Below are 13,426 nucleotides of genomic sequence, written 5' to 3'. Positions count from 1 at the left end.
ATTCTGCCTACAATGATTCTGCCGAGGAAAAACAACAGCAAAGCCTGAACACGGAGTTTTAATATAACTCAAAGATCGCAGCTTTACACCAAGCCATTCACAGTTTCACTTGCGCCATGGCTGATCCGCAGAAAACAATTGCCCGACTACGCGCCGAAATCGCAGAGCACGACCGTCTCTACTACAAAGAGGCGCAGCCCAAGATCGACGATCAGGCCTACGATCGCCTCAAGGCCGAGCTGGCCCAATTAGAAGCCGCCAACCCGGAATTTGACTTCGGTGCCGCCCCCTCGCCCACTCAAAGCGTGGGCGACGACCGCTTGGAAGCCTTTGAGAGCTACCGTCACCGCAAACCGATGCTGAGCCTGGATAATACCTATAGCTCGGCAGAACTGATCGAGTTTGGCCAACGACTGCTCAAGCGCTTTCCGGAGCAAGCGCTCACCTATTTGGTCGAGCCCAAGATCGACGGTGTCGCCGTCAGCCTCAGCTATGAGGACGGAGCACTCGTGCGCGCCGTCTCCCGTGGCAACGGCATCGAGGGTGACGACATTACCTCCAACGTGCGCGGCATCCGCGGCTTACCGGACAAGATTCAAGGCGCACCCACCGTGCTGGAGGTGCGCGGCGAAATCTACATGCGCCACCAGGAATTCGAGCGCATCAACGCCGCCCGCGCAGCGGAGGGGCAAGCGCTCTATGCCAACCCACGTAATCTCGCCGCAGGCACCATCAAATTACTCGACCCTGCCGAGGCCCGCAGTCGCCAACTCGACATCGTGCTCTACGGCATCGGAGCTTGCGAACCAGGCAACTATTTCAGCACACAATCCGAGATTCAGCAAAAACTGAAGGAATGGCAGTTCCCGGTGCTGGAGAAGTATTGGCTCGCCGATGATATAGAAAGCGCCTGGAAGTGCATCGAAGAACTGGATACACTGCGGCAAAATTTCGCCTACCCGACCGACGGCGCGGTGGTCAAACTCAACGACTTCGCACAACAAGAAGAAGCTGGCTACACCTCCAAAGCACCCCGCTGGGCGATCGCCTACAAGTTCGAAGCCGAACGCGCCGAGACTTTACTCAAAGAAATCAGCCTCCAGATCGGCCGCACCGGCGCCGTTACCCCCGTCGCCATTTTAGAGCCGGTGCAACTCGCAGGCACCACCGTCTCACGAGCCACCTTGCACAACGAGGACGAGATCCAGCGCAAAGACATTCGCCCCGGCGACACGGTGCTGGTGCAAAAGGCCGGCGAAATCATCCCACAAGTGCTCAGCGTCAATCTCGCGAAACGCCCCGCCGACAGCCAGCCTTTCATCTTTGGCGAACACCTCAAAGCGCTCGGCATCGAGGCCGAACGCGACCCCACGCAAGCAGTATGGCGCATCGTGAGCAAGGACGACCCGATCCGCCAGCAACGCGCGCTGGAACACTTCGCCAGCCGCGCTTGTATGGACATCGAAAACCTCGGCAGCGCCGTCGTCGAACAGTTGGTCAAGCGCGGCATGGTCCAGACCCAAGCCGACCTCTACACCCTGACCGAAGCGCAATTGCTCGAACTAGATAAGTTCGCCGAGAAGTCGGCTCAAAATCTCATCGCCGCGTTGGAAGCCAGCAAGCAGCGCGAGCTCTGGCAACTCATCCACGGGCTCGGCATCCCGCACGTGGGCAAACAATCCGCCAAGGATCTCGAAGCCAACTTCGACTCGCTCGAAGCCATCGCCAGCGCCACCGAAGAACAGCTCGAAGCCGTCGACGGCATCGGCAGCATCATGGCGCAGAGCATTCACGCCTGGTTTGCCGACAGCGACAACCAGAGCCTCATCCAACAACTCAAAGCCCACGGGCTCAATTTTGAAAGTGCTCGCCAAGCCCAAGCCGACGGCGTGCTCGCAGGCAAAACAGTGGTGCTGACGGGAGCCCTACCCACCCTCACCCGCGACGAAGCCACTAAAATGATTGAAGCCGCCGGTGGCCGCACCAGCTCCAGTGTCAGTAAAAAGACCGACTATGTGCTCGCCGGCGAAGCCGCCGGCTCCAAATACGCCAAAGCCGAAAAGCTAGGCATCGCGATTCTAGACGAAGACGAGTTCAAGCAACTAGTCGGTTGAATTTGAGAGATCTACGCAGACAAGTTGATTGTCACTTCACGCATTTAGAGCGTTTCTCAAAAGTAATGACGTAAATCGTATTATGAAATGAAGAAATCTAAATGAACCGCCTCATGCCCCAAAGCGCTGAAGCGCTCACTCTTACAAAGGAAACGCTCCCTAAGGTAAGAGTAACGGCTTAAGCCCAATGTCTTTAAGGATTGGTGACTTCTATAGTTTTGACAACTCGTTTTGACTGGGCAACTTTAGTTTTTGGCCAGTCTTTTGTGGGTTGTCGTAGGGTTCTGGGGCAAGTTCTAGGTCTTCGTTTTTTAATAACGGCATCATATATAAGATCATCTAAGAGTCGCTGTATCCACTGAGCCAGCGCTTGCGGGGTGATCAAGTCTGCACCGACTTGCAGTAGCTCGCACAGTGCGGCTGTCTTGTGCAAAACCTTGGCAAAGCTGATGCGCAAGGGCTCAACGCCTGCGGCAGAAGCGACGCTTTGGCGCTGCTTGGCGATCAGCGCGGCCGCTAAGAGCATCGCGAGCACTTCTTGGGCTGCGGTTTGCGGAGTGAGTGCGTCAAGTAGTTCTCCGCGGGCGTGCAGGTGGCTTTTGAGTTCTCGGAAGAATAACTCTTCCTCCCAGCGTGCGGCGTAAAGGGCGATCAGTTCTGTGGCTGGGCTGGTGGTGTCATCGAGCAGACTCGTCCACAAGCGTATTTGAAGACACGAACGGTGACCATTCTGGTCTTCATAGCAGACTCGACCATAGATCTCACGTAGTTCGAGTACCCCCACCTTCTTGCGTGTGGATGGATCAACCGCTTTGACTTCGACTAGCCATGAACCATCCGCGAGTTGCCGCGTGCGCTTGGCTTTGAGATTAGACTTTATCCGAACCAGAACGTGACTGTGTGTGCGCCGGAGCATTGACCAGAGTCCCCAGATCAGCGAAGGATAACCGAACAGTCGGTCGGCTAAAAGCAGACTGCGCTCGGGCAGATCCTGAGCCGCAAACAGTTGCCGCGCGAGTGTCAACTCGCCCTCGCCTTGCCAGCCTAAACGGGTGCCCAAAGGTTGGTGCATACCCAATTCCACCAGGACAACTGCCAGCAAATGCGCGAAAGCAGGTTCACCGCTACCGCGGTTGCAAGCCACTTTTGAAGCCTGTTCATTAATGGTTCCGGTATTACGTAAATTGAAACGAGTCCCGTCGATGGCCACCAACCGATATGCATGATAAAAGGCCTGCACATCTCGCTCACGGTCGGCTAACGGACGTAGCGCGATAGGCAGTATCTCTTCGATCAGCTTCTCGCCAATCGACAAGGCCCGCTGGCTGAGCGCGCTGTCCGAGATGCGCACTCCGGATACCGCCTTGGTATTAGACGAGAAAGTACCCGAACGTGCCAACTCATGGTAGACCCTGGACATCAACCATTCCCAGCCATTTAACTTGGCTTGGCCACCACCGCGAGGACCGTGCTGCGCGAAAATCAGAGCGCAACTCTCACGGCTAAATAGCTCCTCAAAGGCAGCTGGAAAATTAGAAAACAAAGGTAAACACAAGGAGGTGGATGCGCTCATTCATACAAAAGAAGCAATCGTACTAAAAAGTACGAGTCTTAAATGATTGCGCTAACTAAAATCCAATCCTTAAAGGCATTGGGCTTAAGCCGTTAAGCATATTCTAAATTCTTATGTTGTAGTATAAGCGCAAAGACTTTTGAGAAACGCTCTAGTCGAACACGCTAAAACTTGGGGTTACCGCGTGCTCTTAAACAGTTCCAATCCAAAGGAGACGGCAGCAGCAGGATTATCCTCAGCAATGTAATTATGAATGTCCCGCAGGTTCTTGATCGCGGGATCCGTCCAGACTACTTTGAGTTCCATGAAGCAAAAAGCTCTTCTACAGCTTCTTGGCTCTGCACGTGGCCTTCTCGGGCGGTTTGCTGGCCAGACTTGATCCCTTCAAGAATTTCGAGTTCCTCGCGGATATCATGCAAGCTCGCCGTTTCAGGCAGCGCTTGAAGCGTACTCATTGCTAGCTGTCTGTCATTCACGTCGTAAATATCACTCAGCCTTATAAAAAGTTCAACCTTGGAATTGAGTTAAGAAAATCAGAAGCTATCGAGCATAGATAAATTACACGGTCATGCGACGCGCTGCTGACGCTGCATTCGACTCGATAAAGTCGGATGTCCATGCCTTAGCTTAAGATTCGGAGTGGCTCGCAAGTTGCTGTAACTTGCCATTGCCACTATTTAACATAATTCATAACATTACACTTGCTTATTTAAAAACAAAATAACATAAGCATAAGTAATATGAATTTAGAGGCACTCAACCAGCTCTTACTCGACCAACCATTGGTCACGCTCTTCGCGGTCATCGCGGTGGGCCTACTCTTTGGTAACATCACCATCAAAGGGATCAACCTTGGAAGTTCGGGCGTGTTGTTCTCCGCATTACTGGCGGGGCACTTAGGCTATAGCATTCCTGGTGGCATTGGCACGCTGGGGCTGGTGCTGTTTGTCTACTGCGTGGGCATCGGCGCAGGGGGCCGCTTCTTTGCTTCGGTGGCACGTGAGGGGGCCACTTTAGCCAAGCTCGCACTCGTCATCGTCGCTCTGGGCGGACTTGTCACTTGGGCGGGCGCCAAGCTGTTGGATCTGCCGGCCGATTTGGCCGCGGGTATCTTTGCTGGTGCCCTTACCAGCACACCGGCGCTGGCCGCTGCCACCGAGGGCCTCAAGGAGGCCGCCTCGGGAGTCAGTATTGGCTATGGTATCGCCTATCCTTTCGGTGTCATCGGCGTGGTGCTGTTTGTGCAGGTGCTCCCACGCATCTTAAAGCACGACCTGGAAAAAATCGCGGCTGAACATGATGCGGGCGATGCCGCAGAAGACCGCGTGGAAAATGTGCTGGTCGAATGCACCAACCAAAATCTGATTGGCAAACGGATCGCGGACTCGGGCGTCGCCAATCTGAACGCTTGCCAGGTCTCGCGCATTTTTAAAGACGGGCAGCTGGTGCCACTCAGCTATGACGACGCTTTTACAGAAGGCTTACTCTTATTGCTGGTTGGGCGGAGCAAAGAGATCGCCGTGGCAGTGGACTACATCGGCCATCGCAGCCATCGCAATGTCCTAAAGGACGTGGAAAATGAGCGCCAGCAACTACTGGTCACCGAGCGTAAGATGGCAGGCAAGAACCTGCGGGACGTCGCACCGCTCAAAAACTACGGCATCGTGATCACACGGATCACTCGGCTCGGCCTCACCTTCGTGCCCAATGCCTCGACTGTTATTGAGCTCAACGATCAGCTCACCTCGGTCGGCCGCCCGGATGACTTAAAAGGCTTTGCCAAAGCAGTCGGCCACCGCAGCAACGCCATCGACACGACCGACTTGCTCTCACTCTCGGCGGGTCTCACACTGGGCATCATCGTCGGATTGATCCCGATCGGCCTGCCCGGTAGCACCCCCATCACATTGGGGCTCGCTGGCGGACCACTCTTTGTCGCCTTATTACTGGGACACTTCGGTCGTGTTGGCCGCATCGTCGGTCACATTCCCCGCCCCACCCGCCTGTTGCTGCAAGAGCTGGGACTGGTGTTTTTCCTCGCCAATGCCGGCGTGCGCGGCGGTGGCTCCTTGGCCGCTACCGTGCAAGAATATGGCCCCATGCTCTTCGCCCTGGGTATCGCAGTCAGCATTGTGCCGCTCATGGTCGCTTGGCCGCTAGCACGCAAGCTCTTTAAACTGGATCCCTTACAAGCTCTCGGCGGCATCTGCGGCGGCATGACTTCCACCCCTGCCTTGGGTGCCATCACCGCCAAGACCGACTCGCAAGTGCCTGTGGTCAGCTATGTATCGGCCTATCCGGTAGCTCTCATCGTGATGATACTGATCGCTAAAGTGCTGATCGGGCTCCTGGCATAAACAGACAAGACCCACGACAGCTGCGATGCACAGAATTATGACATTTTGGTGTCTAGCGTCAGCAATGGGTGATTGAGCTTGTTCCCACCTCAAAGCTACTCTAAATCTCCGCCCCGTGAAAAAAGTCACCGATATCAACATCACTTCCAAAACACTGCTTCCTTCTCCACTCGCCCTGTGCGAAGAGATCGTTAAAACGGACGCAGCGGATAAATTCGTGGCCGAGAGCCGCGAAGCGATCAACGAGATCATTTTTGGTAAGGACCGCCGACTACTCGTCGTCATTGGCCCTTGCTCGATCCATGATCTTAAAGCTGGACGTGAATACGCCGAAAAACTTGCTAAACTCGCCAAAGAAGTCGACGACCGCATGCTAATTGTCATGCGCGTCTATTTTGAAAAGCCTCGCACCACTGTCGGCTGGAAGGGCCTGATCATGGACCCGAAGCTCGACGGCACCAGCGACATACCAGAAGGTCTACGCATCGCGCGCCGCTTCCTGCTCGATATCATCGAGCTGGGCCTGCCCACCGCCACTGAGCTGCTGGACCCGATCACACCGCAATACATCGCCGACTTAGTCTGCTGGTCCGCGATCGGTGCCCGCACCACCGAGAGTCAGACGCACCGCCAAATGGCCTCCGGCCTCTCGATGCCACTTGGCTTCAAAAACGGCACCGATGGTGGGCTCGGAGTCGCGATCAACGCGATTAAAGCCGCCAGCCAGCCACAAACTTTTCTCGGCATTGATAACCAAGGCCAGGCCAACGCACTCACCACAAAGGGCAACCCACACTGCCACATCGTGCTACGCGGCGGTTCCCACGGTCCCAACTACGGCGCCGACGATGTCGCGCAAGCCCGTGAAAAACTTGAATCTGCCGGACTCACTCCCGCGATCATGACTGACTGCAGTCACGCCAACAGCGATAAAGACCCCGGCCGCCAGCCATTGGTCTTTGACGAGATCGTACGCCAAAGCCTCATCGACCCCAGCGTCATCGGCGCCATGGTCGAAAGTAATCTCGAATTTGGTAATCAATCTTTCCCTCAACCCGTAGCCGATCTTAAATACGGCGTCTCCATCACCGATGGCTGCATCGACTGGGCGACTACCGAAGCTATGATACGCAAAGGCTACCAGGATTTAGCACCACTCTTCACTTAAGAACAGCATAAGCGGAACTTCTGCTATTCAAATCAGAAACTTCCATCATTGAAGACCTCGGCACTCATCCTGTATTAATTCCTCTAATCACAAACCTCAACTGAATAAGAATTATGAACAAACAACCCATTCGTGTCGCCGTCACAGGTGCAGCTGGTAATATCGGCTACGCCCTTCTATTCCGAATCGCTTCAGGTGCCATGTTTGGCCCCGACCAACCGGTCGCGCTGAACTTGATCGAAATCCCACCTGCCCTCGACGCGCTCAAGGGTGTCGTGATGGAATTGGACGACTGCGCCTTTCCGCTGTTGAAAGATGTCGTCGCCACCACCGATATGGACGAAGGCTTCAAAGATGTAAACTGGGCGCTACTAGTCGGTTCCGTGCCACGTAAAGCGGGCATGGAACGCGGAGATTTGCTGGGTATTAACGGCAAGGTCTTTACGGGCCAAGGCAAGGCCATCGGCGCCAATGCAGCTCCCGATGTGCGCGTGCTAGTCGTGGGCAACCCATGCAACACCAACTGCTTGATCGCCATGAACAATGCCGAAGGCGTGCCCAACGACCGTTTCTTCGCCATGACCATGCTGGACGAGAACCGCGCCAAGACACAACTCGCCCAAAAGGCAGGTGTCGACGTGACCGAAGTCAGCAATATGACGATCTGGGGCAACCACTCGGCCACCCAGTATCCTGATTTCTACTCTGCAAAGATCGGGGGCAAGTCAGCTGCTGAAGTCATCGGCGACGAAGCTTGGCTCAAGGATACCTTCATCCCCGACGTGCAAACACGGGGTGCAGCCATCATCAAAGCACGTGGTGCATCCTCAGCGGCCTCCGCCGCCAACGGCATCGTGGATTCTGTCCGCGCGCTCACCACACCCACCGCCGAAGGTGACACCTTCAGCATGTGCCTCTGCTCCGATGGCAGCTACGGCACACCCGAAGGTTTGATCATCTCCTTCCCTTGCCGCAGCGATGGTGAGAAGATCGAGATCGTCAAAGACATCGAGCTCAACGAATTCAGCCGCGCAAAATTCGACGCCTCCGTGCAAGAATTGGCTGAAGAACGCGAAGCGGTCAAAGACCTGATCTAAGCAATCGCACACAGCGACCTTTCACAAAGCCCGCCAGCATCTCTGCTCGGCGGGCTTTTTTAGCGAGAAAACCTGACTCCCTACTGCACTTCCCCATCTGCCTGCAGCGTGCCATAAGCCTGCATCACACCCTCCACTACAGCAGAGGTGTATTCCAATAAAATATCATCGGCAGGCAAGGGCTGATGATGCGCACGAGCGTTCAGCGCCGCTTGTATGCGAGCATATTCTCGCTCACTGTTGGCCACATAGGGCTCCAACAGCACGGTCGGGCATTTGACTAGGCGTAACAACATTAAATTACGCGCCCACAAATAGGGCACCTCGGCATCGATTCGGATCGCATTATCCCCTTGGTAATCAGAGGCCGGCAGTCCCGTCGCCTCTCCAAGGGCCGCGCCTAAGGCGGCACCGAGTGTAGCCTCAATAGGCCCACTGCCATTGATCAGCTTCTCGATCAGCTGCGCCTGATGCTCTGAACTCAGCAGCTCGGCCTCGCTCAAGCAACCAAAGACTAATACGTGCGTATGGTCGCTCTGCACCAGCTGTTGTGTATCGCCCTCGGGCCATGCGGCTGCATTGATGTGCAGTGAGAGCAAGGCATCAGGGCGAATCTGCTCGTTGACAACCCGAGCGCGCTCCGCCAACTCCCCGCTCACAATCGCCATCCGTATGGCCGCGTCTCGCACTGCCATCGCGTGCTGGAGCTGGATCTGTAAATTGACCTCACTGGGCGGCGTTCGCTGAGCCGCCACAGCAGGCCAATAATCCGCAAAGGTCTCAGGATTGATGGGCTGAGACGACTCGCGCAGCAGAGTCACTTGCGCGCCCAAGCGAGTCAACTCAGCCCGCACACGCTGGGCCACTTCCAACACCAGCTCGCCTTCGCGCACCCAGTAGTCCTGCTCAGAGATCCGGAAGTTGCGCCATTCCCATTTCGCCCAGAATCCCCCGACATGCCCAGGGTCCAGTGCGAGATGCAGTCCAGCAAGGGGCGCTGCCGAAAGCTCCTGCCCCAGGACTCGCCTCTCAGCCGGAGAGCTCCACCAGGCCTCCACCTTTTGTGCCGCCACCTCTTCTAGGTCGAGGCGCGCAGCGCCATCGAAGTATGGCGTATAACGCGTCGATAACGCGTAGGCGATTTGCTCAGGCGTGCTCTGCGCCAGCAGCAAAATTGGCCACACAGACAGCGCCAGTAAGATTCGAAAAGTTCGCATGAATACCAATTCTTAGAATAGAGGAACAAGAGCAGCTACACACAGACAGGATTGCCCCTGCGACAATAAAAAAACCGCTGGTGAGCACCAGCGGTTTTGAAAATTGTATTCGTTTAAAATGCTTAAGAAGCGTTTTCCTGGAACACGTGGATGTCGCGCTGAGGGAATGGAATGCTGATTCCTTCGGCATCGAACTTCTCTTTGACTGCCTTAGTGAAGTCAAATTTGACAGCCCAGTAATCAGCGGACTTGACCCATGGACGAACCACAAAGTCGACGCTGCTATCACCCAAGTTAGCCACCGCAATTGTGACCGCAGGATCTTTGAGCACACGCTCATCAGCAGCCAACAAGTCTTCCATAATCTTTTTAGCCTTGTTCAAATCGTCGCCATAACCAACACCAACTGTCATATCGACACGACGTGTCGGGTGCGCAGAAACGTTGGTAATCGAACCGCCCATGATGGAGGAATTGGGCATGATGATTTGAATATTATCGGGGGTCTTCATCTCAGTGGTCAAAATACCCACTTCAACAATCACACCCGCTTCACCACCGGCTTTCACGAAATCACCAGCCTTGAAGGGTTTGAAGAGAATCAACAAAACACCCGCCGCAAAGTTAGAAAGCGAACCTTGTAGAGCCAGACCCACCGCCAAGCCAGCGGCACCGATCACGGCAACAAAGGAAGTCGTCTGCACACCCAGCTTACCAATCGCGGCGATCACGATAAAGATGACTAAAGCTCCATAAATGAGGCTCGCAAAGAACCCGACCAAGGTGGGATCGACTTCTCTTTTCTGCAATGTACTGACAAAACAGCTCCGAACCTTTTTGGCGACCCACAGGCCCACAACGAGTATAAGAACAGCGGCGATGATTTTCATCCCGTATAAGGCAAGACCATCGATGACCTTTTCAATGATAGTTGGCTCAGCGACCGGACCGGTAGCGGCAATAATTTCTGAAGCTTCTTGTGGCATAGTATGTATAAGTTAATGTTGGCTATGAGTTTAAACGATCACCCAGATGGTATAAAATATTACACATCTGACAATACGTAAAAAATAAATAAAATTGAATAATAGTCTGACTTAAAACGGCCAAATCTTATAGCGTTTGCGCTTAGTGGCTGGCCTAGTAGCCTCATTCAGTTCAGCGCCAGCTGACGCTTGGCCTACTTCCGGCGTGGCCACTTGAGCTGTAGCCGTGGGTTCAGCCGGCACAGGAGCTGGCACAGGAATAGCAGCCCTGGCCGCATGCTTGCGACGCAGATCATCAATCAAATTACCATAAAGAAGCGGCTTATGGTAATACGGGATCTCATGTGCTTCCAGCCTCTCGATATCTTGGGCAGTCAAACAACCAGAAACCACAGCACACTTCCCCTGTGAAAATTTACCATGTATCTCAATCATGAAATCGACCCCGAAACCATCCGGCAGACGATGATCAGAAATCACAAAATGGACCGTGCGTGCACGATCCTCCAAGATCGCTCTAGCCGCCGCCAGATCCGAAGCGAGGAAGACTGTAAAACCTTTCATTTCAAGCTGAGCCGCCCCCATCGCCGCGAGTTCTTTCTCATCTTCGATGAATAATACATTCATAATGCGAACGATTTAATAACGGACTAAAGCACATTGCAATCGCTCATCGCCGCTCAAATCGTTAAAAATATATAAATTTAGCTCACCATGCTCACCTGCACCTTAGCAGCCGCGCCTAATCCAAGCGCCAGAGTGCTCCCAGTATCTGAAAGCTCGATGCCCACGGATTCGGCACTCATACTTCGTGTCCGCACTTGCAATCGCACCCCAGGGTTGAGGCCAGACTCAGCAATGTAATTGAGAAAATTCGGGTCCTGATCACTAATTCTCGCCACCGAAACCACTGTATTCAGCGGACATTCCACTAAAGTTTCGACCGCACCATGCACCATTTCCCCCTCTGCCGAAGGAATCGGATCACCATGCGGATCTACTGTAGGATGCCCCAAATAGCGATCAATCCGCTCTAACAACAGATCAGACACCACATGCTCCATTTGCTCCGCCTCTTCGTGCACTTCCGACCAATCAAAGCCTAGCACCTCCACCAAAAACTGCTCGATCAATCGATGACGCCGCAACACATGCAGCGCCAGTTTACGCCCAGGCTCGGTCAGCTGCACCCCAACGCGCGGCGCGTATAGAACCAAGCCTGCATCCGAAAGCGCCTTCACCATAGTAGTTGCCGTACCGGGCACGACTCCCAAGGCCTCAGCCACCTGCCCCATCGGCACTTCGCAGGATGTGACCTTCTCGGAAACGAGGTAGATCTGCTTAATATAATCTTCGACTGTGGCGCTTGGCATAGTGCTCACACCATCATCCTTCGCTTGTATAAGGCCAAGATTATTTTGAACCGTTGTATTTCTTTAATTCCCGCGATTAACACTGCTCGAGAATGAGTGCCACATTCGTTGGAGTCCCGCCTTTAGGCCAATGTCTTTAAGGATTGGTGACTTCTATAGTTTTAACAACTCGTTTTGACTGGGCAACTTTAGTTTTTGGCCAGTCTTTTGTGGGTTGTCGTAGGGTTCTGGGGCAAGTTCTAGGTCTTCGTTTTTTAATAACGGCATCATATATAAGATCATCTAAGAGTCGCTGGATCCACTGAGCCAGCGCTTGCGGGGTGATCAAGTCTGCACCGACTTGCTTTAGCTCGCACAGTGCGGCTGTCTTGTGCAAAACCTTGGCAAAGCTGATGCGCAAGGGCTCAACGCCTGCGGCAGAAGCGACGCTTTGGCGCTGCTAGGCGATCAGCGCGGCCGCTAAGAGCATCGCGAGCACTTCTTGGGCTGCGGTTTGCGGAGTGAGTGCGTCAAGTAGTTCTCTGCGGGCGTGCAGGTGGCTTTTGAGTTCTCGGAAGAATAACTCTTCCTCCCAGCGTGCGGCGTAAAGGGCGATCAGTTCTGTGGCTGGGCTGGTGGTGTCATCGAGCAGACTCGTCCACAAGCGTATTTGAAGACACGAACGGTGACCATTCTGGTCTTCATAGCAGACTCGACCATAGATCTCACGTAGTTCGAGTACCCCCACCTTCTTGCGTGTGGATGGATCAACCGCTTTGACTTCGACTAGCCATGAACCATCCGCGAGTTGCCGTGTGCGCTTGGCTTTGAGATTAGACTTTATCCGAACCAGAACGTAACTGTGTGTGCGCCGGAGCATTGACCAGAGTCCCCAGATCAGCGAAGGATAACCGAACAGTCGGTCGGCTAAAAGCAGACTGCGCTCGGGCAGATCCTGCGCCGCAAACAGTTGCCGCGCGAGTGTCAACTCGCCCTCGCCTTGCCAGCCTAAACGGGTGCCCAAAGGTTGGTGCATACCCAATTCCACCAGGACAACTGCCAGCAAATGCGCGAAAGCAGGTTCACCGCTACCGCGGTTGCAAGCCACTTTTGAAGCCTGTTCATTAATGCTTCCGGTATTACGTAAATTGAAACGAGTCCCGTCGATGGCCACCAACCGATATGCATGATAAAAGGCCTGCGCATCTCGCTCACGCTCGGCTAACGGACGCAGCGCGATAGGCAGTATCTCTTCGATCAGCTTCTCGCCAATTGACAAGGCCCGCTGGCTGAGCGCGCTGTCCGAGATGCGCACTCCGGATACCGCCTTGGTATTAGACGAGAAAGTACCCGAACGTGCCAACTCATGGTAGACCCTGGACATCAACCATTCCCAGCCATTTAACTTGGCTTGGCCACCACCGCGAGGACCGTGCTGCGCGAAAATCAGAGCGCAACTCTCACGGCTAAATAGCTCCTCAAAGGCAGCTGGAAAATTAGAAAACAACGGTAAACACAAGGAGGTGGATGCGCTCATTCATACAAAAGAAGCAATCGTACTA

12 protein-coding genes are annotated in these 13,426 nt (G+C 54.2%); 4 read left to right on the top strand and 8 right to left on the bottom strand.

All coding sequences use genetic code 11. The features are described from left to right. Positions 1–116: 116 nt before the first annotated feature. On the top strand, positions 117–2,114 hold the full coding sequence (gene ligA / locus SH580_RS18660; protein ID WP_319832326.1) for an NAD-dependent DNA ligase LigA: 1,998 nt from the start codon (positions 117–119) through the stop codon (positions 2,112–2,114). A 193-nt stretch (positions 2,115–2,307) separates the two neighbouring features. Here the strand turns inward: ligA and SH580_RS18655 are convergent, their stop codons facing one another. The 3 genes from SH580_RS18655 to SH580_RS18645 form a co-directional block, all read right to left on the bottom strand. Further along, complete coding sequence (locus tag SH580_RS18655; protein ID WP_319832325.1) at positions 2,308–3,687, bottom strand: IS4 family transposase; 1,380 nt, start codon at positions 3,685–3,687, stop codon at positions 2,308–2,310. A gap of 177 nt (positions 3,688–3,864) precedes the next feature. Beyond that, entirely contained in the window at positions 3,865–3,993 is a 129-nt protein-coding gene (locus tag SH580_RS18650) for a type II toxin-antitoxin system RelE/ParE family toxin (RefSeq protein WP_319832324.1), read from the bottom strand. Further along, positions 3,978–4,142, bottom strand: a complete 165-nt coding sequence (locus tag SH580_RS18645; protein WP_319832323.1) for a hypothetical protein — start codon at positions 4,140–4,142, stop codon at positions 3,978–3,980. Before SH580_RS18645 ends, SH580_RS18650 begins: the two co-directional genes overlap by 16 nt. Before the next feature lie 285 nt (positions 4,143–4,427). Between SH580_RS18645 and SH580_RS18640 the strand changes: the two genes are divergently transcribed. The 3 genes from SH580_RS18640 to SH580_RS18630 all read left to right on the top strand — a co-directional run bounded on the left by SH580_RS18640 (position 4,428) and on the right by SH580_RS18630 (position 8,309). Continuing rightward, on the top strand, positions 4,428–6,044 hold the full coding sequence (locus SH580_RS18640; protein WP_308952478.1) for an aspartate:alanine exchanger family transporter: 1,617 nt from the start codon (positions 4,428–4,430) through the stop codon (positions 6,042–6,044). Between the two features lie 115 nt (positions 6,045–6,159). Beyond that, on the top strand, positions 6,160–7,212 hold the full coding sequence (locus tag SH580_RS18635; protein ID WP_308952479.1) for a 3-deoxy-7-phosphoheptulonate synthase: 1,053 nt from the start codon (positions 6,160–6,162) through the stop codon (positions 7,210–7,212). Positions 7,213–7,325: 113 nt separating this feature from the next. After that, positions 7,326–8,309, top strand: a complete 984-nt coding sequence (locus SH580_RS18630; protein ID WP_319832322.1) for a malate dehydrogenase — start codon at positions 7,326–7,328, stop codon at positions 8,307–8,309. Between the two features lie 80 nt (positions 8,310–8,389). Here SH580_RS18630 and SH580_RS18625 read toward each other — a convergent pair whose 3' ends face one another. From SH580_RS18625 to SH580_RS18605, 5 genes are all read right to left on the bottom strand, one after another. Beyond that, a complete protein-coding gene (locus SH580_RS18625) occupies positions 8,390–9,526 on the bottom strand; it encodes an N-acetylmuramoyl-L-alanine amidase (RefSeq protein WP_319832321.1) in 1,137 nt (378 codons plus the stop codon). A gap of 122 nt (positions 9,527–9,648) precedes the next feature. Further along, positions 9,649–10,512 (bottom strand): mechanosensitive ion channel family protein, encoded by an 864-nt coding sequence (locus SH580_RS18620; protein WP_319832320.1) that lies wholly within the window; start codon positions 10,510–10,512, stop codon positions 9,649–9,651. A 111-nt stretch (positions 10,513–10,623) separates the two neighbouring features. After that, complete coding sequence (locus SH580_RS18615) at positions 10,624–11,139, bottom strand: response regulator (RefSeq protein WP_319832319.1); 516 nt, start codon at positions 11,137–11,139, stop codon at positions 10,624–10,626. Between the two features lie 77 nt (positions 11,140–11,216). Continuing rightward, on the bottom strand, positions 11,217–11,885 hold the full coding sequence (locus SH580_RS18610; RefSeq protein WP_319832318.1) for a metal-dependent transcriptional regulator: 669 nt from the start codon (positions 11,883–11,885) through the stop codon (positions 11,217–11,219). A 439-nt stretch (positions 11,886–12,324) separates the two neighbouring features. Further along, positions 12,325–13,401 carry an IS4 family transposase gene (locus SH580_RS18605; RefSeq protein ID WP_319832317.1) on the bottom strand — a complete coding sequence of 359 codons (1,077 nt, stop codon included), beginning with the start codon at positions 13,399–13,401 and terminating at the stop codon, positions 12,325–12,327. Between the last annotated feature and the right edge of the window lie 25 nt (positions 13,402–13,426).

Origin of the sequence: Coraliomargarita algicola, assembly GCF_033878955.1 — a bacterium.
Taxonomy (GTDB): domain Bacteria; phylum Verrucomicrobiota; class Verrucomicrobiia; order Opitutales; family Coraliomargaritaceae; genus Thalassobacterium; species Thalassobacterium algicola.
Note: the sequence above shows the minus strand (reverse complement) of the source record. Positions and strands in the feature narration are given on the sequence as shown.

Excerpts from the sequence above, each read along its gene's own strand:
- ligA (WP_319832326.1), top strand. The coding sequence starts at position 117 with ATGGCTGATCCGCAGAAAACAATTGCCCGACTACGCGCCGAAATCGCA.
- SH580_RS18655 (WP_319832325.1), bottom strand. The coding sequence starts at position 3,687 with ATGAGCGCATCCACCTCCTTGTGTTTACCTTTGTTTTCTAATTTTCCA.
- SH580_RS18650 (WP_319832324.1), bottom strand. The coding sequence starts at position 3,993 with ATGGAACTCAAAGTAGTCTGGACGGATCCCGCGATCAAGAACCTGCGG.
- SH580_RS18645 (WP_319832323.1), bottom strand. The coding sequence starts at position 4,142 with ATGAGTACGCTTCAAGCGCTGCCTGAAACGGCGAGCTTGCATGATATC.
- SH580_RS18640 (WP_308952478.1), top strand. The coding sequence starts at position 4,428 with ATGAATTTAGAGGCACTCAACCAGCTCTTACTCGACCAACCATTGGTC.
- SH580_RS18630 (WP_319832322.1), top strand. The coding sequence starts at position 7,326 with ATGAACAAACAACCCATTCGTGTCGCCGTCACAGGTGCAGCTGGTAAT.
- SH580_RS18625 (WP_319832321.1), bottom strand. The coding sequence starts at position 9,526 with ATGCGAACTTTTCGAATCTTACTGGCGCTGTCTGTGTGGCCAATTTTG.
- SH580_RS18620 (WP_319832320.1), bottom strand. The coding sequence starts at position 10,512 with ATGCCACAAGAAGCTTCAGAAATTATTGCCGCTACCGGTCCGGTCGCT.
- SH580_RS18615 (WP_319832319.1), bottom strand. The coding sequence starts at position 11,139 with ATGAATGTATTATTCATCGAAGATGAGAAAGAACTCGCGGCGATGGGG.
- SH580_RS18610 (WP_319832318.1), bottom strand. The coding sequence starts at position 11,885 with ATGCCAAGCGCCACAGTCGAAGATTATATTAAGCAGATCTACCTCGTT.
- SH580_RS18605 (WP_319832317.1), bottom strand. The coding sequence starts at position 13,401 with ATGAGCGCATCCACCTCCTTGTGTTTACCGTTGTTTTCTAATTTTCCA.